The following is a 26,722-nucleotide window of genomic DNA, read 5'->3' as shown; positions in this document are numbered from 1 at the left end:
GGCGACGATACCACCGGGCCTAGAAATTGTCCTTGCGCTTGCGGATTTCGGCAAAGACCTCGGCGTCCGAAGCTTTCTCCAGCCCCAGATGCTTGCGGATCGCCGGATCGTGCCAGCGCAGGAAGGGATTGGTCGACAGCTCCTCGCCGATCGTCGTCGGCAGCGTCGGCTTATTGTCGGCGCACAGCTTTTCGATCTTGGCGGCGCGTTCCTTCAATGCCGAATTCGTCGGGTCGACGGTCAGCGCGAAACGGGCGTTGGCGAGCGTGTATTCATGACCGCAATAAATAATCGTTTCGGCCGGAAGCGCGGCCAGCTTCTTCAGCGAATCGTACATCACCGGCGGCTTGCATTCGAACAGCCGTCCGCAACCCAGCGCAAACAGCGTGTCGGCGGCGAACGCCACACCCGAAGCCGGCAAATAGTAGGAAACGTGGCCGGCGGTGTGGCCGGGCGTGGCGATGACTTCGATCTTTTCATCGCCAAGATGGAGAACCGAGCCGTCTTCGACGGTCTCGTCGATGCCGGGGATCTTGGCCTTTTCCGCTTCCGGGCCGACGATGCGCAGCTTGAAGCGCTCTTTCAGCGCCAGATTGGCCTCAACGTGATCCATGTGATGATGCGTGGTCAGGATCATCGTCGGCGTCCAGCCGGTGCGCTTGAGCGCGGCCAGGATAGGCGCTTCCTCGGGCGCGTCGATGATCGCGGTCTGGCCGCTTTTGGGATCATGCACCAGCACGCCGAAATTGTCGCTGCGGCACATGAACTGTTCGATTTCGACCGGCATCGCATCTCTCCGTTTATGGCCGCAGACATAGGGCGCCGGCGCGTGGATGTCATCCTGGATGTTGAAGACATCCTGGATGTTGAGCAACATTCCGGGACGTTGAACGACGTCCCGCAATGTCTAGTGACATTCCCGGAATGCCAGGTCGTCGCGGCCTGTTGTTGAAACCCGCCGATATCGCGGCTACATCCCTGCCATGCATTCCGACATCGTCGATCTTCGCTCCTTCTATTCGACAACACTCGGCCGTTTCGCCGAGCGTTCGATCACCATGGCGTTGTCGTCGATATGGGCGGTCGTGCCCAACGAGCGGCTGGTTGGTCTGGGCTACACCTTGCCGTGGTTGGAGCGGTTCGGCTCCGACGCCGAGCGGGTTTTCGCCTTCATGCCGGCGACGCAGGGCGCGGTGGTGTGGCCGGCGACAGGGCCGACGGCGACGGCACTGGTCTTCGACGAGGAACTGCCGCTGGTCGATTCCTGCATCGACCGCATGCTGCTCGTCCATTCGCTCGAACATGTCGAGAACCCGCGTGAGACGCTGAACGAGATCTGGCGCGTGCTGTCGCCGGCTGGCCGGGTGGTCATCGTCGTGCCCAACCGGCGCGGTGTCTGGGCGCGCTTCGAGCACACCCCATTCGGCAATGGCCGGCCCTTTTCGCGCGGCCAGCTCACCGAATTGCTGCGCGAGGCGAATTTTACGCCGGCCGCCTGGTCCGATGCGCTGTTCTTTCCGCCGTCGAGGCGCCGTTTCATGATGCGCTTCCACAATGTGCTGGAGCGCGCCGGCCGGCGGCTGTGGCCGATTTTTTCGGGGGTCATTGTGGTCGAGGCGCAGAAACGGCTCTATCAAGGCGTGCCCGTCGTCCAGCGCGCCTCGCGCCGCGTCTTCGTGCCGGTGCTGTCGCCGCATGGCGCCACCCGGCTTGGCCGTCACAATGCCGATGCCAAGCCCTCGGCTGCGCAGGTGACGGCTTCGTGATCACGGCAAGCGTGCCTGACGTCGTTTCCCTGCCTATCTGTCGCAAGCGGACCGACAGCCCATCCGGCAGCCCATACGAACGCCTGTCAAGTTTCTCCATCCGGTTTCAGCACTGACGCGAGGACCTCGGCCATGGCTGATCAACCGGACAATGCCGCCGCCGTTCAGCCGGTTGCCGTGGCGGTCGAAGCCAGCAGCCTGCGCGATCAGGTGATGACGATCCGGCGGGCGCTGGCGGGATCGCCGGTTCGCAAATGGTTGCAGTGGACATCGGTCGGCATCATGGCCGTGATCATCGCAACGTCGATCGGCCAGGTTCTGCTCAACCGCTGGAACCAGCCTTTCTACGATGCGCTTGCGCGCCGCGACATGGCGGCCTTCCTGCACCAGCTCCTCGTCTTCGCGATGATCGCCGGCGGGCTGCTGGTGCTCAATATCGGCCAGACCTGGCTCAACCAGATGATCAGGCTCAAACTGCGCGAGGCGCTGACGCTGGATCTGATCGATCAGTGGATGCGGCCGGCGCGCGCCTTCCGGTTGGCCAATGCCGGCGCCATCGGCGTCAATCCCGACCAGCGCATGCAGCAGGACGCCGCGCATCTGTCCGACCTGTCAACCGATCTCGGCGTCGGCCTGCTGCAGTCGTGCATCCTGCTGGTGTCCTTCGTCGGGGTGCTGTGGGAGCTGTCCTCGGGCTTCGTGTTCCACATCGGCGGGACCTCGCTGGCCATACCGGGCTACATGGTCTGGGCCGCCATCCTTTACGCCGGCATCGCCTCCTGGCTGAGCTGGCTGGTCGGGCGCCCGCTCATCCGCCTGAACAGCGACCGCTATACACGCGAAGCCGAGCTGCGCTCCTCGATGGTGCGCGTCAACGAGAATGTCGATGCCATTGCGTTGTATCATGGCGAGGCCGACGCCAGGCGGCGGCTCGAACTCGATCTCGGCACGGTGCTGGGCGCCATGCGGCGCATCTACGCCGCCCAGATCAACCTGTCCTGGGTGACCGACACCTATGGCTGGATCACCGTCGTGGCGCCCATACTGGTCGCTTCGCCGGTCTATTTCTCAGGTGATATCAGCTTTGGCGGGCTGATGATGGCGGTCGGCGCCTTCAACCAGGTCCACTCCTCCTTGCGCTGGTTCATCAACAACATCGGCAGTATCGCCGATTGGCGCGCCACGCTGATGCGCGTGGCCGATTTCCGCATCGCGCTCGATGAAACCGATGCGCTGCACGACACGGAAAAGCGCATCGCCTTCGGCCAAAACGTCAATGGCAGCCTGACTTTCGAGAAGCTCGAAGTGACCTCGCCGGAGGGTTGCACCAGACTCGCCGACTCGCATGTCGAAATCCGCCCCGGCGAGCGCGTCATGATCACCGGCGGCCCCGGTGCGGGCAAGACGCTGTTCTTTCGTGCCATTGCCGGCCTGTGGCCATGGGGAAGCGGCCAGATCGGCCTGCCGGCGGGAGAAACCCCCATATTCGTGCCGCGCGTGCCTTATTTTCCGGTCGGCACGTTGCGCGAAGTCCTCGATCACCCGAACGGGCCCGCGCCGGCGAACGATGCCGACATTTCGGCGGTGCTGGCCGAGGTCGGTCTGGGACGGCTATCCTCGTCGCTCGACCGCGCCGGGCGTTGGGACCATGAGTTGGGCGATGACGAACAACGCTCGCTGGCCTTCGCCAGGCTCGCGTTGCGGCAGCCGAAATGGGTGATCATCGATGAGGCGCTGGATGCGTTCGACGGCCCATCGCTAAGACGCGTGCTGTCGATGCTCGATAAGCGTTTGCCGGGGACAGCGATCCTCAACATCGGGCGCGGCCAGCACAACAACCACTTCTTCCCGCGCGCGTTGACGATCATCAAGGATTCTGGTGCGCCAGCCCTGAAGCCCGCCCGCGTCAGAGCCGGCGCGATCGAACCGCCGCCAGCCGCCGCTCGTCGCAAGAAATGAGCTGATTTCCGGGCGGGGGAAGCAAAGCTTTATTTTGCCGTGATCGCGAGGGAAGCTCCTTGGGAGAAACATCTTGGCGACGGCCATGCTTGATGCTCTGCGCCTGCTTGCCTGTCTTGCCTGCGCCCAGGCTGCCCCGGCCGCCTCGCCGCCGGATGCGCTCGCCGTCGACGTCGAGCTGGTGCTGGCGGTCGACATCTCGCTGTCGATGGACGAGAAGGAGTTCGCCCTGCAGCGGGCCGGTTATGTCGAGGCGCTGCGGCATCCCGACTTCATCAAGGCTGTCCGCGCCGGCGCCAAGGGCCGCATAGCGCTGACCTATTTCGAATGGGCCGGCACGGTGCGCGACGACGCGGTCATCAGCTGGCAGATTATCGATAGTGCCGAGAGCGCGAACAGCTTTGCCGACAAGGTCGCGGCTCGTCCGTTCCGCAGCTTTCGCGGCACTTCGATTTCCGGCGCGCTGGCCTTCGGCACCGAGCTTTTCGACCGCACGTCTTTCCAGGGCGAACGCAGCGTCATCGACATTTCGGGCGACGGACCGAACAATATCGGGCCGCCGGTCACCGCAACGCGTGATGCGGCGACTGCCAAAGGCATCGTCGTCAACGGCCTGCCGATCCTGATCAGCCCGTCGCCCACCTTCAGCCATCTCGACCAGTATTATGCGCAGTGCGTGATCGGCGGACCCGGTTCCTTCGTGCTGCCTATCTATGCCGCCGCGGAGTTTTCGACAGCCATCCGGCGCAAGCTGCTCCTGGAAGTGAGCGGCATTCAGGACGAGGTGGGAAGCATCCCCGTCGACGCGGCGACGCCGATAGACTGCCTGCAAGGCGAACGGGACAGGCGGTTTCTATCGGATCCGTATTTTCCCGAACTTGACCGTTGAGCTCTCGACAGAGGGGTTAACGCGATCCGGAGGAAAAACCGTTCCACAATTTCCCGGAATCCCTCTCGGTTTAAGCGGGCCGGGCACCAAATTGATTGCGAAACTCGTTGGACAGATCGCGGCGCCAGCGCCGGCCGTGGACATAGCCTTGCATCAATTCCGGCAGCGAATAGCCAAGCGTTTTGGATGAACGGTTGGCCATGTAGCCCTGAAATGCCTCCGGTATCCTGCCTCGCAGGATGTCGGCGATGAGCTGCCGCGAGATCATGTAAGGCGGAATGTGCGGGTAGGCATGGGCAATATGCGGATGTTTGCCCATCAGGTTCGCATAGGCCTCGACATAGCCGTCACGGCGGCCGGAAATCGAGTTCTCCGAATTGTATTTCGTCCAGTCCAGATCCCTGGACAACTGCGCACCGAAGCGCCGGGCAAGGCGCAGCAGCAATTCGCGATCCTGCATGCGGGTGATGTCGCTGTCGTAGCCGCCGATGGCCAGCAAGGCTTCGCGGCGAGCGGTGATCGCGGAGCCGGCAATGAAGATGGTCTGCCCAACCAGCGTCCGCTCCAGCATTGCGGGGCTCACGAACGCCTCGGGGTTGACGCAGTTTGTGATGCGATTGCCTTTCAGGGACACGAACGAACTGATCAGCACTTGCAGTGCAGGATTCTCATCGAACCAGGTCAGGGTTCGTTCAAGCCGGTGCGGCATGTAGATGTCGTCGGAATCGAGGAACGTCACCAACGGTGCCCGCGCGCGCTCGATGCCGGCATTCCTGGCAGCGTTGGCGCCTCGCCATTTCGCCCCGACATAGATCAGCCGCGGGTCCTGGATACGGGCCAGCGCCGCTTCGGTTCCATCGGTCGAACCATCGTCGACGACAATGTGCTCAAGCCTCGACATGCTCTGGGAGAGTACGCTTTCCACGGCGCGCAACACCGTTTCGCGTCGGTTGTGGGTCGGCGTAATGACCGTGATGAGAGGTGTCGGTTGGATCCCGGCCATGTCTGTCAGCTGTTTCCTGCGCAGGGTTGCGCGTCTGTCCAGGACTTTTCGATTTTCAGAACGGTCGAATGGATTGGACTTCCCTTCCTCTACACCGCATCACAGTCGGCGCGACGCTACAAAAAACGACTGCCCCTGTCACCCACCGTGCCGGTACTCAATCCGCGCGAGACAACGAATCCCCGCTGCTAGCGTTCCAATTGCAACAGCACCGCCGCACATAGCATTGCGAATCACCATGGAAGCAACCCATCATGACAGGTAGCATACATCTCATTACCTCAGACGTAATCGCTTAGCGCTCGGCGTTTGGTCAGATTGCCCATGCGAGGCCGGCAACTCGGCTTCGATGACAAGGGAGTCCAGTCATGGCCGCTTACGCCGTCGCCCATATGCGCCAAGCCGCAATGGGTCCGCAGATCGTCGAATATCTGCACAAGATCGATGCCACGCTGGAACCTTTCGGCGGCCGTTTTCTGGTTCATGGCGGCGATGTGGAGGTGATCGAGAACGACTGGCCTGGCCATCTGATCATCATAGAATTTCCCGACAGGCAGCATGTGCGTGGCTGGTACAATTCGCCCGCCTACCGGGCGATACTGGCGCTGCGCACGGACAATTCGGAGGCCGATGTCGTGTTCGTCGACGGCGTCGAACATCCGCACAAGGCCACGGATGTTCTGGAACAATCGACGGGTCAAGGATCAATTGGACGCTGAACCGCGGTTCAAGGAATGGCGGTAAAGCGTCTAGCTGTGCCCAACATAGTCGGGCACAGTTTCAATTTTGTCACGAACCATGCCAGTCGCAAAACTGAACTGGCCCCAAAACGCCAAACCATAAAATGCCTGACCGACAATCAGAGAAAAGGGAACCTGCCAAAGCGGCATCCCCGTTTCCCGGGCATGGCCTACGATCCGTCGTGTCGTGCGCCATGACATGGTGAGCCACCGGCTGAAAGACTTGACTATCCGTCGCGCGCGGCTCGGCGAATTGAGCGCAACGAACTTCCGGTCGGCGTCGCGACCTGTAACCAGGGCGCGCCAGTAAAAGAACCGCCAGCCCCGCGGCGAATAGTGATAAACGCGTGCGTCGACATTATGAATTTTGTGGCCCTCCCGCAGCAGTTCGCGCATCAGCAAAGTGCAGGAAACCTTGAAGCCGTTATGTTTTGGAAAAGGATGGCTGACGATCCACTCGCGTCGAAACGCTACATTGTTAGCGTTGATCGCTCGCTTCGAGGCAAATCGCCCGTCTCCACGGGCCATCGGGAAAAACCAGATCAACGCAAACGTTCTTGAAAAGAAATCGTCGTATGAGAGGTATGTATATCCGTTTGCGCAGATAACTTCAGAGTTTTCAAAGGGCTCAAGCAGTCCTGGTAGCCATCCTGGTTCCGCGACCACGTCGGAATCCATAAAGATGACGATATCTCCGTCCGATGCCAGCATGCCGTTGTTCTTCAGGTCGTAATATCGGCCGCCAGGGAAAGCCGTGAAGACGAGTTCGGCAACCTGACCGAGCTGCGGGGCCTCATTCGAAATCTCACGACGCAACGCATCCTCGTCCGACTCTGCTCCCCCGTGAGAAATAACGATCCTTGGTCGCACTAAACCGGTTGCTGAAACCGATGTGATTTCCCGAGCCAAGGCCTTCATCCCAACGCCGATCTCGTCCCAGTCGATCGATTTTGCATTCTCCATTTCGACGACGAGTGAATACGTTGGACGCTCTTGAGCCATATCTGAACCGATCAAGTTATTAGTGCCGATGTGGCTATAACGCTCTCGGCGGGCTGTCAAACCAGCGTGCAATAAGAATTTGTGCTCGTGATCGCCATGGACGGCGATGCGCTTTGATCAATAACATCGCATCTCTGGCGCCCCTGGATGCTTCGTGTTCTCGTACAATGCCGTTCGATCAGATCGAGAACCTTGAGCTCCTCTTTTTAAGAAAACCGCGACGGCAATTGTTGGCATGGAAGTTCGACGTGTCAGAATATTCCGCCAAGAACCGCTCTCTCCACTCCTCATTGATGGTGTCTCGTTGAATATCGAGGCCCGAATCGAGATCAGACCCGGGTTTCAAGACAAGCTTGGCGTCGACCAGAGATGCAGCCCTTTCAAGGCAGGTCCGTGGATGTTCAAGGAGTTCTTCGTATGTCAGTGATAGGAAGGACAATCCGTTTTTTGCAAACCAGACATCCCAGGCCAGATTTTCCAGGATGATTTTTTCAAGCGAGTCCGCGATTGCTTTGCCGTCGTAGCATGGTCTCTTCTGATCGGCCTCGGTAGAGCGGAACCGACCACTCTGACGAGCGCGGGTCCACGAAACTGCTTGACCAACGAGGTCCCCACGCGTCAACCGCATATAGCGCAGCTTTGGAAGGCTTGCGGGGAGATCCACGGTTTTGGCAACCTGTGAAAACTGGCTGGCAAACAGTTTGACCGCGTAAATCCCGGAGGGAGACCGCCCGTCCTTCAGTGCACGCAAAACCTGGGCACGGGGGTCGCGGGGATAGTTCGGCATTTCTAGAACACGGCGGCCCCCGAACCACTCGAGTGGGTTGCCAAGCCCGGTGGCTGCCATCAATCCGGCTAGGTGGTTGCTGCCGCTGCGCGGTGAGGTGCAGATGAGAATTCCGGCTTTCAACCCAGCCCGCATGTCCGGTGGGATTTCAACTGGCAGAGGGCGCCTACGAAAGAGATACATGGCGATCAATATTACCGTTTCAGCAAGAACACTGCCTGCTGGCCGAAGAAGTTCCAGAACCACCACGGCATCGACAGGCCGATCTTCTGCCCGGCAGCGTCGAGGGCGGTTGCCTTCTCGACTGTCGCGCCGAGTTCGTCGCACAGATTGACGAAATCGCGGATGGTGCAGAAGTGGATGTTGGGCGTGTCGTACCAGGAATAGGGCAGGTCCTTGGTCACCGGCATGCGGCCGTTGACGAACAGCGACAGGCGCACCCGCCAATGGCCGAAATTGGGGAAGGAGACGATGGCGCGGTTGCCGATCCTGAGCAGTTCGTCGAGCACCAGCTTCGGGTTGCGGGTGGCCTGCAGCGTCTGTGACAGGACGACGAAGTCAAAGCCCTTGTCGGGATAGAATTCGAGATCCTTGTCGGCATCGCCCTGGATGACCGAGAGGCCGCGCGCCACGCATTCGTTGACGCCGCGCTGCGACAGCTCGAGCCCACGGCCGTCGACCTGCTTGGTGTCCTGCAGCAATTCGAGCAGCGAGCCGTCGCCCGAGCCGACATCGAGCACGCGCGACTGTGGCGGGATGAGGTTGGCGACGACCTCGAGGTCGACGCGCTGGTCGCGGTTGACGCTCATGGCTTCGCCCCCTGCCTGGCGCACGATCCCGATCCGAAAAGCCTGCAATTTTTCGAGGTCATGCGCTGAGCCCTCTCGCCCGGGCCGCCGAGCCGATGAAGCCGTTTATGGCGGCAAACAGTTCCGGCTCGTCGAGCAGGAATGCGTCGTGGCCGCGGTCGGTTTCGATCTCGACGAAGGATACCGATGCGCCGGCGGCGTTGAGCGCATGCACGATCGAGCGGCTCTCCTCGGTCGGAAACAGCCAGTCCGAGGTGAAAGACACCAGGCAGAAGCGGGTTTTCGTTCCGGCGAAGGCATCGGCCAACCGGCCGCCATGGTCGGCGGCAAGGTCGAAATAGTCCATCGACCGCGTCATGTAGAGGTAGGAATTGGCGTCGAAGCGATCGACGAAGGTCATGCCCTGGTGGCGCAGATAGCTTTCGATCTGGAAGTCGGCGTCGAAGCCGAAGGTCAGCGCCTCGCGATCCTGCAGATTGCGGCCGAACTTGCGGTGCAGGGCGGCTTCCGACAGGTAAGTGATGTGGGCGGCCATGCGCGCCACCGCCAGGCCTTTTTCCGGGCGTTTGCCGTGCTCGAAATATTTGCCGCCATGCCAGTCCGGATCGGCCATGACAGCCTGGCGGCCAACCTCATGAAAGGCGATGTTCTGCGAGGAATGGCGCGCGCCGGTGGCGATCGGCAGCGCCGAGAAGACGCGCTCCGGATAGCTCGATGCCCATTCCAGCACCTGCATGCCGCCCATAGAGCCGCCGAGCACGCAGAACAGCTTTTCGATGCCGAAATGGTCAATCAGCATCTGCTGCGCCCGCACCATGTCGCGGATGGTGATAATGGGCAGGTCAAGCCCATAGGGCTTGTCGGTGGCGGGATTGGTCGAGGCCGGACCGGTGGACCCAAGGCAACCACCGATGACGTTGGAGCAGATGACGAAGAAGCGATTGGTGTCGATGATCTTGCCGGGGCCGATCAACACTTCCCACCAGCCAGGCTTGCCGGTCACCGGATTGGTGCTGGCGACGTGCTGGTCTCCGGTCAGTGCATGGCAGACGAGGATGGCGTTGGAGCGGGCATCGTTCAGCGTGCCGTAGGTCTGGTAGGCGATCTGGAACGGTGACAGCAGCGTGCCGGCGTCCAGCTTGAGCGGCTTGTCGGATCCAAAACGCAAAACCGGGCTCGACGGTTGGTCGACCTCGTTGTTGGTTTTGCGGGCACGCAGAACGGCCATGACATCCATCTCACACTTTGAGCCCACGCATCGCGCTTGTCGAAAGTCGATGCCGACCCGGGTGTCCGGCCGGCGCGGACAACAAAAAACCGGCATTGCGGTTGCAAAGCCGGTTACAGGATGCAAACGGCCCTTTAGCAAGTTGTTTAACGTGGCTGCAAGCCGACCGGCCAAATCACCACGGAAGTCCGCTCCCCTTCTAGGGCTGTGGCGCGCCGGCGTCAACGGCCAGCCTTGGGCGGTGGCTGTCGCCTCTCGACATTGCAGGCCACGGCTTGTATTTCCGCTGCGGCTTCCCTCAGGAAGCGTTCTCGACGGATTTTGCGACATGAGCCAGACACCGGACCAGGCACGTCCAACCCCGCGCGCGGGCATCATGGACATAGACGCCTATGTGCCGGGCAAGAGCACGGCGCCCGCGGGCGTCGCCAAGGTTCACAAGCTGTCCTCGAACGAGAATCCGCTAGGGCCCTCGCCGAAAGCGATCGAAGCCGCGCGCGAGATTGCCGGAAAGCTCGACGTCTATCCAGATGGCACCGCCAGGCGGCTGCGCGAAGCGATCGCCGAGGTGCATGGTCTCAACCCGCAGAACATCATTTGCTCCAACGGCTCCGACGAGATCCTCGGCCTGCTGGCGCAGACTTATCTGGCGCCCGGCGACGAGGCTGTCATCACCGAACACGCCTTCATGGTCTACAAGATCTACATCCAGTCGGCAGGTGCCGTTCCGGTGACGATCAAGGAAAGAGACGAGCGCGCCGATATCGACGCCATCCTCGCAGCCGTCACGCCGCGCACCAAGATCGTGTTCCTGGCCAATCCCAACAATCCGACCGGCACCTATGTGCCTTTCCAGGAGGTGCGCCGCCTGCATGCCGGCCTGCCCAGGCACGTGCTTCTGGTGCTAGACGCGGCCTATGCCGAATATGTCCGCCGCAACGACTATGAGGCCGGCATCGAGCTGGTCGGTGCTGCCCAGAACGTGGTGATGACCCGTACCTTCTCCAAGATCGGCCTCGGCGGAGCGCGGATCGGCTGGATGTATGCGCCGATGCATATCGTCGACGCCATCAACCGCGTGCGGGGTCCCTTCAACGTCAATGCGACGGCGATCGAGGCCGGTATCGCAGCCATCCGCGACCGCGCCCATGTCGAGCGCAGCGTGGCGCACAACGAGACCTGGCTGGCCTGGCTGAGCGAGGAATTCACAAAGCTCGGGCTGCGGGTAACGCCGAGCGTCGGCAATTTCGTCCTCGTTCATTTTCCTGACGATCAGAAGCATTCGGCGGCGGCGGCGGACGACTATCTGACGGCGCGCGGCTATATATTGCGGCGCGTTTCGGGCTATGGCTTTCCCAACGCGTTGCGCATGACCGTCGGCACCGAAGAAGCCAATCGCGGCGTTGTCGCCGCTCTCACGACATTTCTGAAAAGCTAGAACGCCATGACATCACCGATGTTTGAAAAGATCGCGCTGGTCGGCATCGGCCTGATCGGCTCGTCGCTGGCCCGCGTCATCCGCCGCGAGGGGCTGGCCCGTCACGTGGCCATATCAACGCGCAGTGCGGCGACGCTGGCGCGAGCCGAGGAACTCGGGCTCGGCGATAGCTATACCACCGATGCGAAAGAGGCGGTCCGCGATGCCGACCTAGTCGTCATTTCGGTGCCGGTCGGCTCATCCGGCGCGGTGGCCGAGGAAATCGCGCCGGCGCTGAAGAAGGGCGCGATCCTCACCGATGTCGGCTCGACCAAGGCGTCTGTCATCGCGCAGATGCAGCCTTATGTCCCTGAAGGCGTCCATTTCATTCCCGGCCACCCGCTGGCGGGCACGGAAAAATCCGGCCCCGACGCCGGCTTCGCCGACCTGTTCGACAATCGCTGGTGCATCTTCACGCCGCTGCCCGATACCGACGCGGACGCGCTGGAGCGGCTGTCGGAGTTCTGGCGCCGCTGCGGCGCCAACATCGATACCATGGACCCGCAGCATCACGACATGACGCTGGCCATCGTCTCGCACCTGCCGCACATCATCGCCTACAACATCGTCGGCACCGCCGACGATCTGCAGTCGGTGACCAAGTCCGAAGTGATCAAATATTCGGCTTCCGGCTTCCGCGACTTCACGCGTCTTGCCGCTTCCGATCCGACCATGTGGCGGGATGTGTGCCTGCACAACAAGGACGCCATCCTCGAAATGCTGGCGCGGTTCTCGGAAGATCTGGCGTCCCTGCAACGCGCGATCCGCTGGGGGGACGGCGAAAAACTCTTCGACCTGTTCACCCGCACCCGCGCTGTGCGCCGCTCGATCATCGAGGCCGGCCAGGACATCGACGTGCCCGATTTCGGTCGCCAGGCCGTCGAGCATCCCGCGAAGGGCTAAGTCAGTTTCAGGCTGGCCAGGTCTGCGCAACCATGGCCAGCGTCTCGGCCCGGTTCGGCGCACCAAGCCTGCCGCCGAAGCGCAGGCATTTGAGCGCGGCGGCCGCACTGGCAAAGCGCAAAGCCTGCTCGACCGGCATGGCTTCCGCCAGCCCGACGGCGAAGGCGCCGTGAAAGACATCGCCGGCGGCCAATGTGTCGATCGCCTTGATCTTCGGTGCCGCGACATGGCGCACGCAGCCTGCGCGACGGTCGTGCCACCAACTGCCCGCCGCGCCGCCTGTCACTGCGACAAAAGCGTCGGTGCGGCTGGCGAGATCGGCGCAAGCCGTTTCTGGATCGAGCGCCTGGCCGCAGACAATGCGCGCCGCCGTTTCCGAAGCGACGATGTGCGTGGCGAGCGGCAACAGCTGTTCCAGGATCTGCAACGGTGCGGTATCGGCATCGAGGATTGCCGGCCGGCCGAGGGCGCGCGCCGCTCTCAGGGCAAGGGCTGCCGCACCTGGCCAGCGGACATCGACCAGTACGGCGTCGAATGCCGTGAGGTCGGCGACCGGCAAGGCTTCGGGATCGGCCTGGGCAAGCCCGTCATAGAACGGCACGATGATGCGCTCGCCATACGCGTCGACCAGGATCGAGGCCAGCGCCGAGCGGGCGCCTCTGACGCGGCGCACAAAGGTGCAATCGACGCCTTCGGCCTCGATGCCGGCGATGAGCTGGTCGGCGACGGCATCGTCACCCGCGCTCGCCCACAGCGATACCTCGGCCCCCAGGCGATGCGCGGCGCAGGCAGCACTCGTGGCCATGCCCGAGGCGATCTGGACGCCGTCGGAGGCAATGAACTTGCCTTGATGCACGGGCAGCGTCTCGACGCGCAGGATGGTGTCCAGCGTCAAAGCGCCAACGCTCAGCAGCTTCACGGGTCTTGCCATCGCAGCGCTATTCCACCGGCTTGATCTTGCCCAGCGGAATGAAGCCGAGCGAGGCCTTGCCCCTGACCACCTTCAGCGGCATCGACGGTTCGTTGCCGAGCACCGCCAGGGCAGCAAAGCCCTGCTCGATCTGGCTTTTCTGCTCGGGTATGGCGGCGCCGAGAATGGCCGCCACCGCCTTCGGGTCCTTCAGCCTGATCATCAGATCGGCGTTGATCAGGCCCTCGGCATCGACCGAGAGCGGTCCCGAAACGGTGACGCGCGCCGTCCCCGACGACAGGTCGAGGTTGCGGATTTCGATCGCCTGGCCACGAAGGCTCTTCACCTGCGTGCCGATCAACGCGACACCGTTCTTCAGCGTGACGTCGCCACTGGCATCGAGCGCCGGAAGCACGCGCCCGCCAATTGCGTCGGGGTCGATCTCGAGATCGCCGAAACTGCCGAGATAGTCGATATCCTCACCGTTGGGCTGCAACTGACCCGATGCCTTGCCGGCGCTGAACAGTTGCACCGGATCGGTGTCGTCGGCCGGGTCGGTCTGGCCGGAAAGGCCCTCTGCCTCCAGCGAAATCCGCTGCGGCAGCGGCCACCACAATTTGAAATTGGCCTGCAGATTGTCCCAGTCTATCCACAGCGGCACCATGTCCGGAACGGAGGTCCTGAGCGGGCCGCGCAGATTGGCAACCGGCGACAGAGGCTGGATGATCTGGGCGGCTGCGTTGAAACTGCCGGCTGAAGCCGCAATGTTCTTGGCATCGTCCTCATAGGCGAGGTTGTCGCAGGAGACGGTAAAGCTCAAGGGATAGCCGCTGACCTGGAGATTGCCGCAGCCGGCCTCGACGCCATTCTTGTTGAGCGTGGCAACCGCCTTGTCGGCTTCGCTCCTGACGCGGTCAGCCAGATAGAACCAGCCGCCGCTGTAGAGGGCGAACAGCACGACGATGAATGCTGCAAGCCAGACCACACGGCGACGTTTGTTCGGCTGGCGTTCGTCACTTGACGTCATGCTTTGGCTCTCGTTAACGCATGGGTGTTGCGGACGGGTAGGCGATTCCGCCAGGTAGACAGACGAATAGTTAGACGGGACGGGCGGAAAAAACACCGGTCCGGTTCGGTGTTGGCATCTTTTGCAATCAGGCGCGGCGATATGGGCGATTTTTGGGTGTTTGGCTATGGCTCGCTGATCTGGCGGCCGGGATTCGCGCATGTCGAAACACAGCGTGCCCGCCTGCATGGCTACCGGCGCTCGCTCTGCGTCTATTCCTTCGTGCATCGCGGAACGCGCGAGCGGCCGGGGCTGGTGCTCGGCCTCGACCGTGGCGGGTCCTGCGTCGGCCTCGCATTCCGCGTTCCCGGCGACTTGCACGACGAGGTCATGGCCTATCTTCGCGAGCGCGAACTGGTCACCAATGTCTATCTGGAGCGCATGCTCAAGATTCGCCTCGACGGGGGCGGTACGGTCGACGCGGTGGTCTACATTGTCGACCGCCACCACGAGCAATATGTCGGAGCGCTCGACGCGGCGGATGCGGCGGCCGTGGTGCGCGGCGCGGTCGGCCAGTCCGGCAACAACGAGGACTATGTGCTGAGCACGCTTGAGCATCTCGAGGCGTTGGGCATCCGCGACCACTGGCTGGAGGATGTCGCCAGGCAGGTCGCGCCTTTGTGAAGCTGGCTCTGCGGAAAAAGGCGGCCAGGCCTTTGACCTCGTTCAGGCAAGACCTAGGTTAGGCTCCGACTCTCAGCCCGCGGGCGCCATTTGCCCGCCCCAATCATCCCGGAGATACGCCTTGCAGAAACGTCGTCTCGGTCGCACCGACCTGTCCATCGCGCCGCTGGTTCTGGGCGGCAACGTCTTCGGCTGGACCGCCGACGAGAAAACCTCGTTCGACCTGCTCGACCGCTTCGTCGGCGCCGGCCTCAACGCCATCGATACGGCGGATGCCTATTCGCGCTGGGTTCCCGGCCACAAAGGCGGTGAATCGGAAAACATCATCGGCAAATGGATGAAAGACCGTGGCAATCGCGACAAGGTCGTGGTGATCACCAAGGTCGGTTCGGATATGGGGCAGGGGCACAAGGACCTGTCCGCCGCATACATCGAAAAGGCCGTCGATGCATCGCTGAAGCGGCTGCAGACCGAGTTTATCGATCTCTATCTGTCGCATTGGCCGGACCCTGCAACGCCCTATGAAGAAACGCTTGGCGCCTACGAGAAGCTGCTCGCCAAGGGCAAAATCCGCTATGCCGGCTGTTCGAATCTCGACGCCGGCCAGTTGCGTGCCGCACTCGATGTGGCGAGCTTGCGCAGCCTGCCGCGCTACGAGGTGCTGCAGCCGGAATACAATCTTTACGATCGCTCGTCCTTCGATGGGCCGTTGCGCGATCTATCCGTGGCCGAGGACATCGGCGTCATCACCTATTTCAGCCTGGCCAAGGGTTTCCTCAGCGGCAAATACCGCAGCGAAGCCGATCTCGGTCAAAGCCCGCGTGGCGGCGGGGTGAAGGACTATCTCAATGCGCGCGGCATGCGCATCCTTGCGGCACTCGACGCGGTTTCATCAAGGCATTCGGCCAAGCAGGCGGAAGTGGCGCTTGCCTGGGTTATCGCTCGGCCGGGCGTCACCGCGCCGATCGCCAGCGCCACCAAGCCTGAACAGATGGACAGCCTGATCAGGGCAGCGTCGCTGAAACTGACCGCCGACGACATGGCCGAACTCGACAGAGCGAGCGGCTGAAGCTTCAGGCGCCACGCCTCGCACGAACGTCCAAGACGCCCCTCTGGTCCTGCCATACCGTCTCCTCGCGCAAGGCAGGACAGAGGATAAAATGGCTGAGCCGCTTCTTTCGCAGCCGGATTTTTGGGGACAACTTCTCGCGCTGATGCTTGCCGCCCTGGTGATCATGGGCAGCCCGGGACCGGCGACGATAAGCGTTACCGCCGATGGCGCTGCCTTCGGTTTGCGCCGCTCGCTGGGTTATGCCTGGGGAATCATACTGGGCACGATCGCCGTGCTTCTGGTTGTCGCGACCGGGGTCGTGGCGGTGCTCACCGCGATGCCGAGGCTGGCGCCGTTGCTGGCTTTCGCTTCCGCGGCCTACATCCTCTATCTCGCCTTCAAGATCGCCACGGCGCCGCCCATGGCAGCACGCGGCGCCGAGGCTTCGTGTCCAACATGGCTGGCTGGATTCCTTCTCGCGGTCGCCAATCCAAAGGCCTATGTGGCGATCGCCGCCGTGTTCGCCGGTGCTTCGTCCAAACAGGGCGCCACTGAGCTTGGTCCATGGCTGAAGCTGACGGCTCTCGCCCTGATGATCGTTGCCATCCATGCTCTGTGGCTTGTCGTGGGAGCATCGTTCGCGCGCTTCCTGCGCCGGCCGGCGGCCTCGCGGATCATCAATCTGGTCTTTGCCGCGACGCTGGTGTTGACCACCACGCCGGCCGTGTTCGGTTGAGAACTGTCGGCCGGAGACTTCCGATTCAGGCTTTGGTTCTTTCAGCCGCGTCCAGCTCTTGCAGCCTTTTCACCGCTGTCGGAGGCAAGGCAGGCGGGCTCGGACCGCGCGCCACATCAATCAGGAATTGGTCGCAGGCAGCCTCGGTCTCGCCGATCAGCCGGGCCATGAATTCGTCCTTGCTCAAGCCGGGCGGGATCGGCGGCAGGAAGCGTGCCTTGATGGTGCCGGGGTAGCGCAGGAATTTCCGGCGCGGCCAGTACAGGCCGGCGACATGGGCAACCGGCACCACCGGAACGCCAAGCTGCGCATAGATTTCGACGATGCCGTATTTGTAGGCCGGTTCGTCGCCCGGTGCCCGGCGTGTGCCCTCGGGATAGATGATCAGCTGGCGAGGGTTGCGCGCCATCTCCTCCTTGGTCGCGGCGACCACGGCCTTCAGCGCCTTCGAGCGGCTGCCGCGGTGAACCGGGATCATCCGCATCTTCATGATGTACCAGCCGAAGAACGGGATCCAGGTCAGCTCTCGTTTCAAGATGTAGAGCGGGTCCTGGAGGAAGGGGAAGAAGGCGATCGCGTCCCAGAACGACTGGTGCTTGGGCGCCAGGATGAACGAGCCTGCTGGCAGGTTTTCCTGGCCAGTGATGTCGCTCTTCGTTCCAGCGATCTTGTCGAAGAGCCACATCGAGGTGCGCGACCAGAATTTCGGCACGAACCAGGCGCGGTGACGGGGCGACAGGAAATAATAGGGGGTCCAGAGGATCATCTGGACGATCAGGTTGACGTAGAAGACGAAATTGAACGTCAGCGATCTGGCATAGAGCATGGGGGAGGCCCGGTGAGGAGGTGAGCGTTGGTTACACCAAGCGCGGGGAAAAAGGAAATGGCCGCAGGGCGCCTTGACCGACGAAGAAAGCGGTCGCCGATTGGGGAGACCCGGTTCCGCTACTTCAGCCGCGCCAGCCGCTCCTTCAGGCGCGGGCCGGCAAAATCGAGGAAGGCACGCAGCTTCACCGGCAGCAGGCCATGGCCCGCATGCACCAGGCTTACCGGCCATGGATTTGGCTCGAACTCCTCCAGCAGGACGCGCAGCATGCCGGACCGCAGCGCGGCCTCGATCTGGTAGGAGAGCACTTTTGTGAGCCCGACGCCGGCAATCGCCGCATCGATGGCCGCTTCGGCGGTGTTGACCTGAAGCCGTGAATGGACCTGAACCGGGATTTCTGCCTTGCCCTTGATGAAGCTCCAGGTGGCGGCGGAAGCAAGTCCCTCAAAGGTGATGCAATCGTGTGTTTCCAGATCTTCCGGGGTGATCGGCGTGCCGTGTTCAGCCAGATAGGCGGGGCTGGCGCAAACGACGCGGCGGATCGCGCCGACGCCCATGGCGACCAGGCTCGAATCGGGCAACCGGCCGATGCGGATGGCGAGGTCGAAATGGTCCTCGACCAGCTGGGTTATGCGGTCTGCCAATATCAGGCGGATGTCCACGTCGGGATAGGCTGCGAGAAAGCCGGTGACGACCGGCAGCACGTGCAGGCGGCCAAAGACGACCGGCGCGGTGATGGCCAGTTCGCCGGTCGGAGCACTGTATTCGCCGGCTGCCGTGCGTTCGGCCTCGCCGACGTCGTCGAGGATGCGGCGGCAGGCGGCAAGATAGGTCTGGCCGGCATCGGTCGGTGTCAGCCGTCGCGTCGAGCGATTCAGGAGACGTGTGTTCAGATGGCGCTCGAGATCGGAAATCTTGCGGCTGACCGTCGCCAGCGGAATGCCGAAACGGCGGCTGGCCGCGGAAAGGCTGCCGGCCTCCACCGCGGCGACAAAGAGCGACATGGCTTCGAGACGATCCATAACTTCTTCCGGAAAATGGAAGGATGAGTTGCAAATATGCCATCTGCATTGGAAGGATGGAAGGCTTTATATTGGGTATCGGCCTGCCTGCAGCATGGCCTCGCAAAGGAGTTGCCATGTCCGAAGCCCGGCCGCCACTGCCGCCCTTCACCGCAGAGACATCAGCGCAAAAGGCGCGCATGGCCGAGGACGCCTGGAACTCCCGTGATCCGGCACGGGTCGCGCTTGCCTACACAATGGACAGTCGCTGGCGCAACCGGGCCGAATTCCTGCAAGGGCGCGATGCCATCCAGGCGTTCCTGACACGCAAATGGAGCCGCGAGCTTGACTATCGTCTGATCAAGGAGGTCTGGGCCTTCCACGGCAACCGCATCGCCGTGCGCTTCGCCTATGAATGGCACGACGACAGCGGTTCATGGTTCCGCAGCTACGGCAACGAGAACTGGGAATTCGACGAACATGGACTGATGCGCCTGCGCATCGCCAGCATCAACGACCTGCCGATCGGCGAGGCTGACCGCAAATATCACTGGCCGCTCGGCCGGCGGCCGGACGATCACCCAACACTGTCGGAACTCGGGCTTTAGAGCAATTCCAGGAGGCTTTCGATGAACGCGCATGCTTTCACCAGCGACGTCGCCTTCACGCCGACCGTCAAGGCGATCCAGGCACGCAAGGGCTCGCGTCAGTCCTATGCCCGCGTCGAGGAGCGTGGCGGCTGGCAAGCTGTCATCACCCCTGACCTTGCCGCCTTCATCGAGATGCAGACCAGCGTTTTCCTGTCGACGGCCAATGGCGATGGCCAGCCCTACATCCAGCATCGCGGCGGACCCGCCGGCTTCCTCAAGGTGCTGGATGAACACACGATCGGCTTCGCGGATTTTGCCGGCAACCGGCAGTTCATCACGCAGGGCAATCTGGCCGACAATCCAAGGGCGTTCCTGTTCCTGATCGACTATATGCACCGCCAGCGCATCAAGATCTGGGGCACGGCGCGGGTCGTCGAGAGTGACGCCGAGTTGATGGCGAAACTGATGCCGCAAGACTACAAGGCGCGCCCCGAGCAGGTCATCCTGTTCACGGTCTCGGCCTGGGATGCCAATTGCCCGCAGCATATCCCGCAACGGTTCGAGGCGGCCGACGTGGCGGCGGCACTCGAAGAGCGGGACAAGCGTATCGAACGCCTTGAGCAGGAGATCGCACGGCTCAGGGGAAATTCGGGCGCGGCCGCAGGGGAATAATCAGCCGCCGGCCGCGGTTTCGGCCAGTGCGATGCCGTTAGGCGTCGGCTTGACCGGCACGATGCCGCGCGCCAGCGCCAGCAGATATTTGTTGTATTCGGTGAACAGCACGCGCAATGCCCGCGGCTTGGTCAGCCAGCCGCCATTGTCGAGGTTAGAATTGACCACCGGATAGGGCTCGAGCTTGGCGCCATGCAGCAGCCTGCCCATTTCCAGCAGGCTGCGGGGCATGTGATAATTGTTGGTGACGAGGATCACCGTGCCATAGGCGTGGCTCTCGACCCATTTGGCGCTTTCCTCCGCATTGCCGATCGTATCGAGCGCGGCGCGGTCGATGTCGACGCAACAGGAAAACAGCTTCTTGTCGCCGCCGGTCGCTGCCTGCAGCTGGCGACGGCTGGCCGAAGGGTGCACGCCGCTGATCAGCAGCCGTTCGCCCTTGCCGGACGCCAGCAGATCCATCGCCGCATCGAGGCGGGACTGGCCGCCGGTCAAGACAATGATCGCGTCCGCCCTGGCCGGATTGGCGGGCGTCGTCAGATGGCTTACCTTGTTGGCGAACCAGCCGAAACCGCCGGCAAACAACGTAGCGAGGATGAGCAGAGACAGAGCCGAGAGGCGCAACGCGGCTCTTAGACGGCTCACAGCGCGGCGGTCATGCGAACGGGCAACCACCACTGGCATCTGCCCAGCCGTACCGGTCGAATCCCGCGCGTCCATCGCCATATGGTTAATCCTGAAATGCGGCTTTGGGTAGGTAAAAGACGCACTTTGCGTTACGTGAATTCTCCATCCGTGATCACCCTGTTTTATCCATGGCGTTGTCCCAAAACCGGTTCCCACTTTTGGGCGACATGAATTAGCCTGCATCCGGTTGGCGGACATCGATGTCGCTGAGATAGGCAACCACGGTGGCGTGGGACGTGGCAGCCGTCAGTCCGCCGATCACCAGCACCATCAACACGACACCGAGATAGCCTGCCGAACCGATGGCGAAATTGCCGAACAGGGCGGCCGCCTGGTCGGCCTGCGGCGTCGCCATATTGCGCGACGACCACCAGGAAAAGACGATGAACACGAGCACTGCGGCGGCACCGCCAGCCGCTGCTCCCTTCATGCCGGTGACCAGGAAATGCCGGCGGAATTCGCGCGCGATGAAGCGTGCCTCGGCGCCGACGAAATGCAGCACCTCGATGATGTGACCGTTGCCGGCCATGGCGCCGCGCGTCGCGAACACCACGGTCAGCACGGTCGCCGACAGCATCAGCGCCAGCACGGCAATGCCGATGGTCACCGTCGTGCGGGCCATCGCCACCAGCCGGTCAACCCAGGTGCGGTGATCGTCTAGCGATGCGCTCGGCAGTTTCGGCGTGATCGCGGCGCGCATGGCGGCGAAATCGGGCGGGCTGTTCTCGTCGATGGTGACGATGATCAGTCGCGGCACCGGCAATTCGTCGATGTTGAGGCCCGAGCCCAGCCAGGGCTCCAGGAGCCTCGCGGTCGCCTCGCGGTCGATGATCCGGGTCCCCTTCACGCCGGGAAATTCGCCGGCGATCTGCGAGGCCTGGGTCAGGGCCGCCTCCATGTCGAGGCCGTCGACCGGCTTGATCTGGATCGTTGCCTCGCGTGAAATCTGGTTCTCCCAGACGGACGCCGTGTCGCGCACCAGCGTCACCGCGCCGAAAGTCAGGCAGGACAGGAAGGTCATGATGGCGATAACCAGTACCAGTGCCCGGCCGGCGATGTTCTGCGCCGGCACGATCGGCGCCATCCTGCGCTGGGCGCGGGGCTTTGCCTCGGTCGCCTCGGCGTCCTGCTCCCGTTCCACAAAATGTTCGGCGGACAGTTCAGTCATAGATGTCCAGCCTTCCGCCGGCCAGGATCATGCGGCGCGCGTCGACCTGTTCCATCAGGCCAAGGTCGTGGGTGGCGATCACCACCGCGGTGCCGAGGCGGTTGAGCTCGATAAACAGCCGCAGCAGCCGTCGCGCCAGAGGCGGATCGACATTGCCGGTCGGTTCGTCGGCGAGCAGGATTTCCGGCTGCTCGATCAGCGCCCGCGCGATCGCGGCGCGCTGCTTCTCGCCGCCGGACAGAACCGGCGGCAGCACATGCATGCGCTCGCCCAGCCCGACCCACTTCAACAGCTCGGTGACATCGGTGCGGTAGCTCGCCTCCTCGCGCCCGCGCACGCGCAGCGGCAGCGCGACGTTCTCGTAAGTGGTCATGTGGTCGAGCAGGCGAAAATCCTGGAACACCACGCCGATCCGGCGTCTGAGATGCGGCAGCTCGGTGCGCGAGATACGCGAGCGATCCTTGCCGAAGATGGTGATCAGCCCGCGCGTCGGCTTCAGCGACATGAACAGCAAGCGCAGCAAGGTCGTCTTGCCGGCGCCCGAAGGCCCGCTGAGGAACTGGAAGGAGCGCTCCGGGATGTGCAGGGAGATGTCGCGGAGGATTTCCGGACCCATGCCATAGCGGAGGCCGACATTTTCGAAACGAATCAATTTCGACGACCTGAATTTCGGCACGGCGGCGAGCCGGCCTGTTCTGGGTAAAGACCATCGGCCGGCATGGTTAACCGGCGGTTAATTTCTGGGCTCTTTCGGCTCGTCACGAGGGCTCCGGTGGGGAAGCGTTAACCATTTGTGTTTACGCAAAAGAAACGAAAAGCGAACACGTGCTGCAATGCTGGGGCCATGATGGCTGACGATCGAACCGCGCGCCCGGTTTCCGGCGAAATCATGACCGATTCGGCGGCAATTGCCGCAGCGGACAGGTTCATGCGTGGTTCGGCCGGCGACATCGTCGATGCCCACTACGTGGTGATGCCGCGCCTTGCGCCTGCGGTGGAAAGCGTTTCGCCGCTGCCGCGCGCGATCGTCACGCCGCCCATCGAAGGCATGGACATGCTGCGCAAGCCCGAAGCCTCACCGGAGCGGCTACCGGCCTCGCGCGGCGGGCCGATCTTCTGGGTCGCTGGTATCGGCGCTGCCTTGGCCGCGTTCTGGGTCTCCGGTGGGCACGCGCTGGTGCGCCAGGCGCCGTTCCTGTCCAGCGCGCAGGCGTCGGCGCTCAGCATTTCGGGCGTCACGTCACGCGTCGACGCTACCGGGCCGAACGCCGCACTGTTCGTCGATGGCGAGGCCGTCAATGATGGTGCGAAACCGACGCAGCTGCCGCTGCTTGAAATCCGGGTGACCGGCAATGACGGGCAGACCACCCGCTATACGTTGGGGACATCCGGCCGTTCGCTGGCGTCGGGCGAAAGATTCGGCTTTGCCAGCAGGCTCGACGTGCCTAGAAACGGTGTGAAGACCGTGTCGGTCACTTTCGCCGAATAGGCGATCACCGGGGAAGACCATCAATGCCCATCGTACGCGGCAAGGACATCGAGGTTCTGTTTTCGGCATCGGCGATCGCGCGGCGCAATCTCGAGCTCGCCAAGGAGATTGCCGGACACGATTATCACGATCTGCTGGTGATCTCGGTGCTGAAGGGCTCGTTCATCTTCGCCGCGGATCTCATCCGGGCCATGCACGATGTCGGCCTGTCGCCGGAGGTCGAATTCATCTTCATCTCCAGCTACGGCGCCGGCACCAGCAGCGGCGAGGTGAGGGTGCTGCGCGACATCGACAATGAGGTCGCCGGCCGCGACGTGCTGCTGATCGACGACATTCTCGAATCGGGGAAGACGCTGAGCTTTACCCGCGAGCTGATGTTGTCGCGGGGCGCCAAGAGCTGTTCGATCGCCGTGCTGCTCGACAAGCGCATGCGCCGCCAGACCGAGCTCAATGCCGATTATGTCGGCTTCGACTGCCCCGACTATTTCGTCGTCGGCTACGGCATGGATGTCGCCCATGCTTTTCGCGAATTGCCGTTTGTCGGTGTCGTCAAAGGGGATGTCTGAGCGGCATCAAAAAGGTTTGCTGACGCTTAGAGCGGGTCGTCGCTTCACGAAAACGCCGAACCGCTCTAGTTTTTTGTTTTGACGCAATTCCCAAGGGAAAGCGCTTTGCACTTTTCCCGGGAAAACCGTCTCACACTTTTCCTGAATTGCTCTGGGCTTTCAGGAAAAGTCAACTTTTGGCGGCCAAATATGCCGGCCATGGCAAAGCTTCTGATCGTCGAGGACGATGAGTCCGTCCGCACCCTGGCCGCCCGCGCGCTTGAACGCGCCGGGCACACAATCGATATCGCGGCGGACGGCGCGCAGGGGCTTTCGCTGATCCAGGCCGCGCGTGGCGGCTATGATCTCGTCGTCTCCGACATCCGCATGCCGGAGATGGACGGCATCGAGATGGCGATCGCGGCTGCGGCACTGTTTCCGGCGATCAAGATCGTGCTGATGACCGGCTATGCCGACCAGCGCGAGCGCGCCGAGGAATTGAACGGCATCATCCTCGATGTCGTGCAGAAGCCCTTCACGCTGGCCGAAATCCGCTCGCGCGTCGAACGGGCGCTGATCTGCTTCGCCTGATCAGGCTGGATCGGCAGTAGCGAGCACGGGGGCTGCGCTCTTGCGTCGTTCGGTGTTGAGCGCCAACAGGCCGGCGCCGATGATCAAGGCGGCCCCGATGACGGTCGTCGACCGCGGTACTTCGGCGAAGAACAGGAAACCCCACAGCGGCGACCACAGGATGCCGGTGTATTCGAAGGTGGCAACGCGGTTGGCCTGCGCCATCCGGTAGGCCTGCGACAGCAGGATCATGCCGGCGGAGGCGACGAAGCCGCAGGCGGCCATCTTGAGAAAATCCGGCAGCGTCGGCCAAAGCCATGGCCTTACCAGGAATTCCAGGCTCGGGTGGACGGCGTGGGTGATGCCGGCTAGATGAAACGCCCCGGCAACCACGGCGGCGCCGACCAGATAGGCGCCGTTCTGATAGAAGGCCATGACGGTGGACGATTCAGTATCGCCGATCTTGCGGGCCATCAGCTGCGAAAAACCATAGAGCGCCGCCGAGCCCAGCGACAGCAGCGCTGCCCAGTCGAACAGTCCTGCGCCGGGACGCAGCATCACGAGGACGCCGAACAAGCCGATCAGCACGGTTGCCAGTGTCTGCCAGGAGACGCGCTCGCCAAGATACGGCCCGGCCAGCACCATGATGAACAGCGGCGCCATGAAATAAAGCGCCACCGCATCGGCAAGCGGCAAGGCAGCGATGGCTAGGTAGTACATCGTATAGGAGGTGAACTGAATGAAGGCGCGCACCGTCAGCATGCCGAATCGCTTCGACAGGATCGCCCGCAAGCCGACATCGGCATGGACCAGAACGATCAGGATCGGCAGGGCGACGATCGAGCGGATCGCCATCACCTCGGTCACTGGATAGCCGCTCGACACGGCTTTGACGAGCGGATCCTGCAGCGAAAAGACCAGCACGCCGAGGCACAGGCTCAGGATGCCGCCCACCATCCGATTCTGCATCTGCATCCAGGCTCCTGCGCGTACGATCCGAAGCTGCCGCTTGCGGGTAAAAAGAACCCGCCACCGTTTCGGGCAGCGGGCACGAGTGAGGACTCTTGATTGGTCCGCGGCTGATTTCGCAGCCGCATATCCAATGGGTGAGGCCACTATCGTCCGCCGTTTGACATGTTGCAAACGAATTGGAATGATGCCAGCAATCAAATTCTCTTATGGCGGGTTTCATGCGGCCGACCCTCGACAGCGACCTCCTGCGCACCTTCGTGGCGATTGCCGAGACCGGCAATTTCACCAAGGCGGCGGAGCAGGCCGGCCGCACCCAATCCGCGGTGTCGATGCAGATGAAGAAGCTCGAAGAGCTGATCGGCGCCAGCCTGTTCGAGCGCGGTTCGCGCGGCGTCGCGTTGACGCGGCGCGGCGGCGAACTCATCGTCAACGCCCGCCGCATTGTCTCGCTGCTCGACGAGACGTCGGCATCGATGGCGGCAGCGCCGCTTGGCGGTCCGGTTCGCATCGGCATTCCGGAGGAATATGGCCACGCCATCCTGTCGCGCGCTCTTGGCGCCTTCTCGAAGCGTCATACGCAGGTCGAAGTCACTGTGCGCTATGCCCATTCCGGGGCACAGATGGCGGCGCTCGCCGCCGGCGAGCTCGATCTGTGCGTGGTGTTCGAATGGCAGGATCCTGCCGGCGGCGAAGTGCTGATGCACGACCCGACCGTGTGGGTGACGTCGACCCTGCATCACATGCATGAGGAACAGCCGGTGCCGATCGCGCTCTACAACCGGGCCGGCTGGTGCAAGGACTTTGCCATCAAATCACTGGAGCAGCGCGATCTTGCCTATCGTGTCGCCTATACCAGCGACACCACCGGCGGCCTCAAGCTCGCCGTCACCTCCGGACTGGCGATCGCGCCGATTTCGCGAAGCAACATTCCGGACGGCTGTCGTGAACTGACCACGGCAGACGGATTCGGCGCCATCGATTCCTCGAACGTGGTGATGCACCGCAACCCGAATGCGTCAGGCGAGGCGATCGACGGCATGCAGGATGCTATCCGCGAAGCCTTCGTCAACAGGCTCAGTCAGCCGGCGGCATCCTCGTAGAAATGCAGCCTGTTGCCGAACGGATCGGCGACCGATATCTCGCGGGTCTTCCAAGGCGTCTCTTCCACGCCTAGAGCGATTCCTATTTTGAGAGAATCGTAGGATTCCCAAAGCCGGATGTTTGTGATTCAAGATGCTGGCTGGATTGGAGG

At 62.6% G+C, this 26,722-nt stretch carries 29 protein-coding genes and 1 riboswitch; of the genes, 15 read left to right on the top strand and 14 right to left on the bottom strand.

Annotation, left to right across the window (positions count from 1 at the left end):
* Window positions 1-19 precede the first annotated feature (19 nt).
* On the bottom strand, window positions 20-787 hold the full coding sequence (gene gloB, locus NKI69_RS30805) for a hydroxyacylglutathione hydrolase (RefSeq protein WP_352723194.1): 768 nt from the start codon (window positions 785-787) through the stop codon (window positions 20-22).
* A 196-nt stretch (window positions 788-983) separates the two neighbouring features.
* On the opposite strand from gloB, the gene NKI69_RS30800 reads away from it, so the two are divergent.
* The 3 genes from NKI69_RS30800 (at window position 984) to NKI69_RS30790 (ending at window position 4,614) form a co-directional block, all read left to right on the top strand.
* A complete protein-coding gene (locus NKI69_RS30800) occupies window positions 984-1,766 on the top strand; it encodes a class I SAM-dependent methyltransferase (RefSeq protein ID WP_352723193.1) in 783 nt (260 codons plus the stop codon).
* Window positions 1,767-1,898: 132 nt separating this feature from the next.
* Window positions 1,899-3,725 (top strand): ABC transporter ATP-binding protein/permease, encoded by a 1,827-nt coding sequence (locus NKI69_RS30795; RefSeq protein WP_352723192.1) that lies wholly within the window; start codon window positions 1,899-1,901, stop codon window positions 3,723-3,725.
* An 85-nt stretch (window positions 3,726-3,810) separates the two neighbouring features.
* Window positions 3,811-4,614, top strand: coding sequence for a DUF1194 domain-containing protein (locus NKI69_RS30790; RefSeq protein ID WP_023811084.1), 804 nt, complete (start codon window positions 3,811-3,813; stop codon window positions 4,612-4,614).
* A gap of 70 nt (window positions 4,615-4,684) precedes the next feature.
* Here NKI69_RS30790 and NKI69_RS30785 read toward each other — a convergent pair whose 3' ends face one another.
* Window positions 4,685-5,617 (bottom strand): glycosyltransferase family 2 protein, encoded by a 933-nt coding sequence (locus NKI69_RS30785; protein ID WP_023811085.1) that lies wholly within the window; start codon window positions 5,615-5,617, stop codon window positions 4,685-4,687.
* A gap of 368 nt (window positions 5,618-5,985) precedes the next feature.
* Between NKI69_RS30785 and NKI69_RS30780 the strand changes: the two genes are divergently transcribed.
* Complete coding sequence (locus NKI69_RS30780; protein WP_023811086.1) at window positions 5,986-6,336, top strand: DUF1330 domain-containing protein; 351 nt, start codon at window positions 5,986-5,988, stop codon at window positions 6,334-6,336.
* A 30-nt stretch (window positions 6,337-6,366) separates the two neighbouring features.
* On the opposite strand, the gene NKI69_RS30775 is transcribed toward NKI69_RS30780, so the two are convergent.
* The 4 genes from NKI69_RS30775 to metX form a co-directional block, all read right to left on the bottom strand.
* Window positions 6,367-7,374 (bottom strand): glycosyltransferase family 2 protein, encoded by a 1,008-nt coding sequence (locus NKI69_RS30775; protein ID WP_245273210.1) that lies wholly within the window; start codon window positions 7,372-7,374, stop codon window positions 6,367-6,369.
* 163 nt (window positions 7,375-7,537) lie between these two features.
* Window positions 7,538-8,392 carry a Stf0 family sulfotransferase gene (locus NKI69_RS30770; protein WP_352723189.1) on the bottom strand — a complete coding sequence of 285 codons (855 nt, stop codon included), beginning with the start codon at window positions 8,390-8,392 and terminating at the stop codon, window positions 7,538-7,540.
* The gene (gene metW, locus NKI69_RS30765) at window positions 8,341-8,955 is read right to left on the bottom strand and encodes a methionine biosynthesis protein MetW (protein WP_352441742.1); all 615 of its coding nucleotides are present in this window, start codon (window positions 8,953-8,955) and stop codon (window positions 8,341-8,343) included. The genes NKI69_RS30770 and metW overlap by 52 nt, the downstream gene beginning before the upstream one ends.
* 58 nt (window positions 8,956-9,013) lie before the next feature.
* The gene (gene metX / locus NKI69_RS30760) at window positions 9,014-10,183 is read right to left on the bottom strand and encodes a homoserine O-acetyltransferase MetX (RefSeq protein WP_023811090.1); all 1,170 of its coding nucleotides are present in this window, start codon (window positions 10,181-10,183) and stop codon (window positions 9,014-9,016) included.
* Window positions 10,184-10,297: 114 nt separating this feature from the next.
* A riboswitch (SAM riboswitch) is annotated at window positions 10,298-10,375 on the bottom strand.
* Between the two features lie 136 nt (window positions 10,376-10,511).
* Here metX and hisC point away from each other — a divergent pair.
* A complete protein-coding gene (gene hisC / locus NKI69_RS30755; protein ID WP_023811091.1) occupies window positions 10,512-11,621 on the top strand; it encodes a histidinol-phosphate transaminase in 1,110 nt (369 codons plus the stop codon).
* A 6-nt stretch (window positions 11,622-11,627) separates the two neighbouring features.
* Window positions 11,628-12,563 carry a prephenate/arogenate dehydrogenase family protein gene (locus NKI69_RS30750; protein ID WP_023811092.1) on the top strand — a complete coding sequence of 312 codons (936 nt, stop codon included), beginning with the start codon at window positions 11,628-11,630 and terminating at the stop codon, window positions 12,561-12,563.
* A gap of 7 nt (window positions 12,564-12,570) precedes the next feature.
* Here the strand turns inward: NKI69_RS30750 and NKI69_RS30745 are convergent, their stop codons facing one another.
* Window positions 12,571-13,494: a sugar kinase gene (locus NKI69_RS30745; protein ID WP_023811093.1), complete on the bottom strand. Its 924-nt coding sequence runs from the start codon at window positions 13,492-13,494 to the stop codon at window positions 12,571-12,573.
* 7 nt (window positions 13,495-13,501) lie between these two features.
* The gene (locus NKI69_RS30740) at window positions 13,502-14,500 is read right to left on the bottom strand and encodes a DUF2125 domain-containing protein (protein ID WP_023811094.1); all 999 of its coding nucleotides are present in this window, start codon (window positions 14,498-14,500) and stop codon (window positions 13,502-13,504) included.
* A 141-nt stretch (window positions 14,501-14,641) separates the two neighbouring features.
* Here NKI69_RS30740 and NKI69_RS30735 point away from each other — a divergent pair, with 141 nt between their 5' ends.
* From NKI69_RS30735 to NKI69_RS30725, 3 genes are all read left to right on the top strand, one after another.
* Entirely contained in the window at window positions 14,642-15,163 is a 522-nt protein-coding gene (locus NKI69_RS30735) for a gamma-glutamylcyclotransferase (RefSeq protein ID WP_352723187.1), read from the top strand.
* 121 nt (window positions 15,164-15,284) lie between these two features.
* On the top strand, window positions 15,285-16,232 hold the full coding sequence (locus tag NKI69_RS30730; RefSeq protein WP_352723186.1) for an aldo/keto reductase: 948 nt from the start codon (window positions 15,285-15,287) through the stop codon (window positions 16,230-16,232).
* A 91-nt stretch (window positions 16,233-16,323) separates the two neighbouring features.
* The gene (locus tag NKI69_RS30725) at window positions 16,324-16,950 is read left to right on the top strand and encodes a LysE family translocator (RefSeq protein ID WP_352723184.1); all 627 of its coding nucleotides are present in this window, start codon (window positions 16,324-16,326) and stop codon (window positions 16,948-16,950) included.
* A gap of 25 nt (window positions 16,951-16,975) precedes the next feature.
* Here NKI69_RS30725 and NKI69_RS30720 read toward each other — a convergent pair whose 3' ends face one another.
* Both NKI69_RS30720 and NKI69_RS30715 read right to left on the bottom strand, forming a co-directional pair.
* Complete coding sequence (locus tag NKI69_RS30720; protein WP_023811098.1) at window positions 16,976-17,776, bottom strand: lysophospholipid acyltransferase family protein; 801 nt, start codon at window positions 17,774-17,776, stop codon at window positions 16,976-16,978.
* Between the two features lie 119 nt (window positions 17,777-17,895).
* Window positions 17,896-18,798: a LysR family transcriptional regulator gene (locus tag NKI69_RS30715; RefSeq protein WP_352723182.1), complete on the bottom strand. Its 903-nt coding sequence runs from the start codon at window positions 18,796-18,798 to the stop codon at window positions 17,896-17,898.
* Window positions 18,799-18,914: 116 nt separating this feature from the next.
* Between NKI69_RS30715 and NKI69_RS30710 the strand changes: the two genes are divergently transcribed.
* Both NKI69_RS30710 and NKI69_RS30705 read left to right on the top strand, forming a co-directional pair.
* The gene (locus NKI69_RS30710) at window positions 18,915-19,385 is read left to right on the top strand and encodes a nuclear transport factor 2 family protein (protein WP_352631955.1); all 471 of its coding nucleotides are present in this window, start codon (window positions 18,915-18,917) and stop codon (window positions 19,383-19,385) included.
* A gap of 21 nt (window positions 19,386-19,406) precedes the next feature.
* Window positions 19,407-20,039, top strand: coding sequence for a pyridoxamine 5'-phosphate oxidase family protein (locus tag NKI69_RS30705; protein WP_352612748.1), 633 nt, complete (start codon window positions 19,407-19,409; stop codon window positions 20,037-20,039).
* On the opposite strand, the gene NKI69_RS30700 is transcribed toward NKI69_RS30705, so the two are convergent.
* The 3 genes from NKI69_RS30700 to ftsE form a co-directional block, all read right to left on the bottom strand.
* Window positions 20,040-20,765, bottom strand: a complete 726-nt coding sequence (locus NKI69_RS30700) for a YdcF family protein (RefSeq protein ID WP_128304658.1) — start codon at window positions 20,763-20,765, stop codon at window positions 20,040-20,042. It lies immediately after the preceding gene.
* A 133-nt stretch (window positions 20,766-20,898) separates the two neighbouring features.
* A complete protein-coding gene (locus NKI69_RS30695; RefSeq protein ID WP_352723179.1) occupies window positions 20,899-21,894 on the bottom strand; it encodes a cell division protein FtsX in 996 nt (331 codons plus the stop codon).
* Complete coding sequence (ftsE, locus tag NKI69_RS30690) at window positions 21,887-22,546, bottom strand: cell division ATP-binding protein FtsE (protein ID WP_010911739.1); 660 nt, start codon at window positions 22,544-22,546, stop codon at window positions 21,887-21,889. Before ftsE ends, NKI69_RS30695 begins: the two co-directional genes overlap by 8 nt.
* 192 nt (window positions 22,547-22,738) lie before the next feature.
* On the opposite strand from ftsE, the gene NKI69_RS30685 reads away from it, so the two are divergent.
* The 3 genes from NKI69_RS30685 to NKI69_RS30675 all read left to right on the top strand — a co-directional run bounded on the left by NKI69_RS30685 (window position 22,739) and on the right by NKI69_RS30675 (window position 24,519).
* Complete coding sequence (locus tag NKI69_RS30685) at window positions 22,739-23,383, top strand: hypothetical protein (protein WP_352723178.1); 645 nt, start codon at window positions 22,739-22,741, stop codon at window positions 23,381-23,383.
* Between the two features lie 23 nt (window positions 23,384-23,406).
* The gene (gene hpt / locus NKI69_RS30680; protein ID WP_023811104.1) at window positions 23,407-23,949 is read left to right on the top strand and encodes a hypoxanthine phosphoribosyltransferase; all 543 of its coding nucleotides are present in this window, start codon (window positions 23,407-23,409) and stop codon (window positions 23,947-23,949) included.
* A 198-nt stretch (window positions 23,950-24,147) separates the two neighbouring features.
* Window positions 24,148-24,519 carry a response regulator gene (locus NKI69_RS30675; RefSeq protein ID WP_023811105.1) on the top strand — a complete coding sequence of 124 codons (372 nt, stop codon included), beginning with the start codon at window positions 24,148-24,150 and terminating at the stop codon, window positions 24,517-24,519.
* On the opposite strand, the gene NKI69_RS30670 is transcribed toward NKI69_RS30675, so the two are convergent.
* Window positions 24,520-25,467 (bottom strand): DMT family transporter, encoded by a 948-nt coding sequence (locus NKI69_RS30670; protein ID WP_023811106.1) that lies wholly within the window; start codon window positions 25,465-25,467, stop codon window positions 24,520-24,522. It abuts the gene before it with no gap.
* Between the two features lie 221 nt (window positions 25,468-25,688).
* Here NKI69_RS30670 and NKI69_RS30665 point away from each other — a divergent pair, with 221 nt between their 5' ends.
* On the top strand, window positions 25,689-26,570 hold the full coding sequence (locus tag NKI69_RS30665; RefSeq protein ID WP_127269182.1) for a LysR family transcriptional regulator: 882 nt from the start codon (window positions 25,689-25,691) through the stop codon (window positions 26,568-26,570).
* Window positions 26,571-26,722 lie beyond the last annotated feature (152 nt).

It is taken from the genome of Mesorhizobium sp. M0491 (assembly GCF_040321265.1).
Taxonomy (GTDB): Bacteria; Pseudomonadota; Alphaproteobacteria; order Rhizobiales; family Rhizobiaceae; genus Mesorhizobium.
Note: the sequence above shows the minus strand (reverse complement) of the source record. Positions and strands in the feature narration are given on the sequence as shown.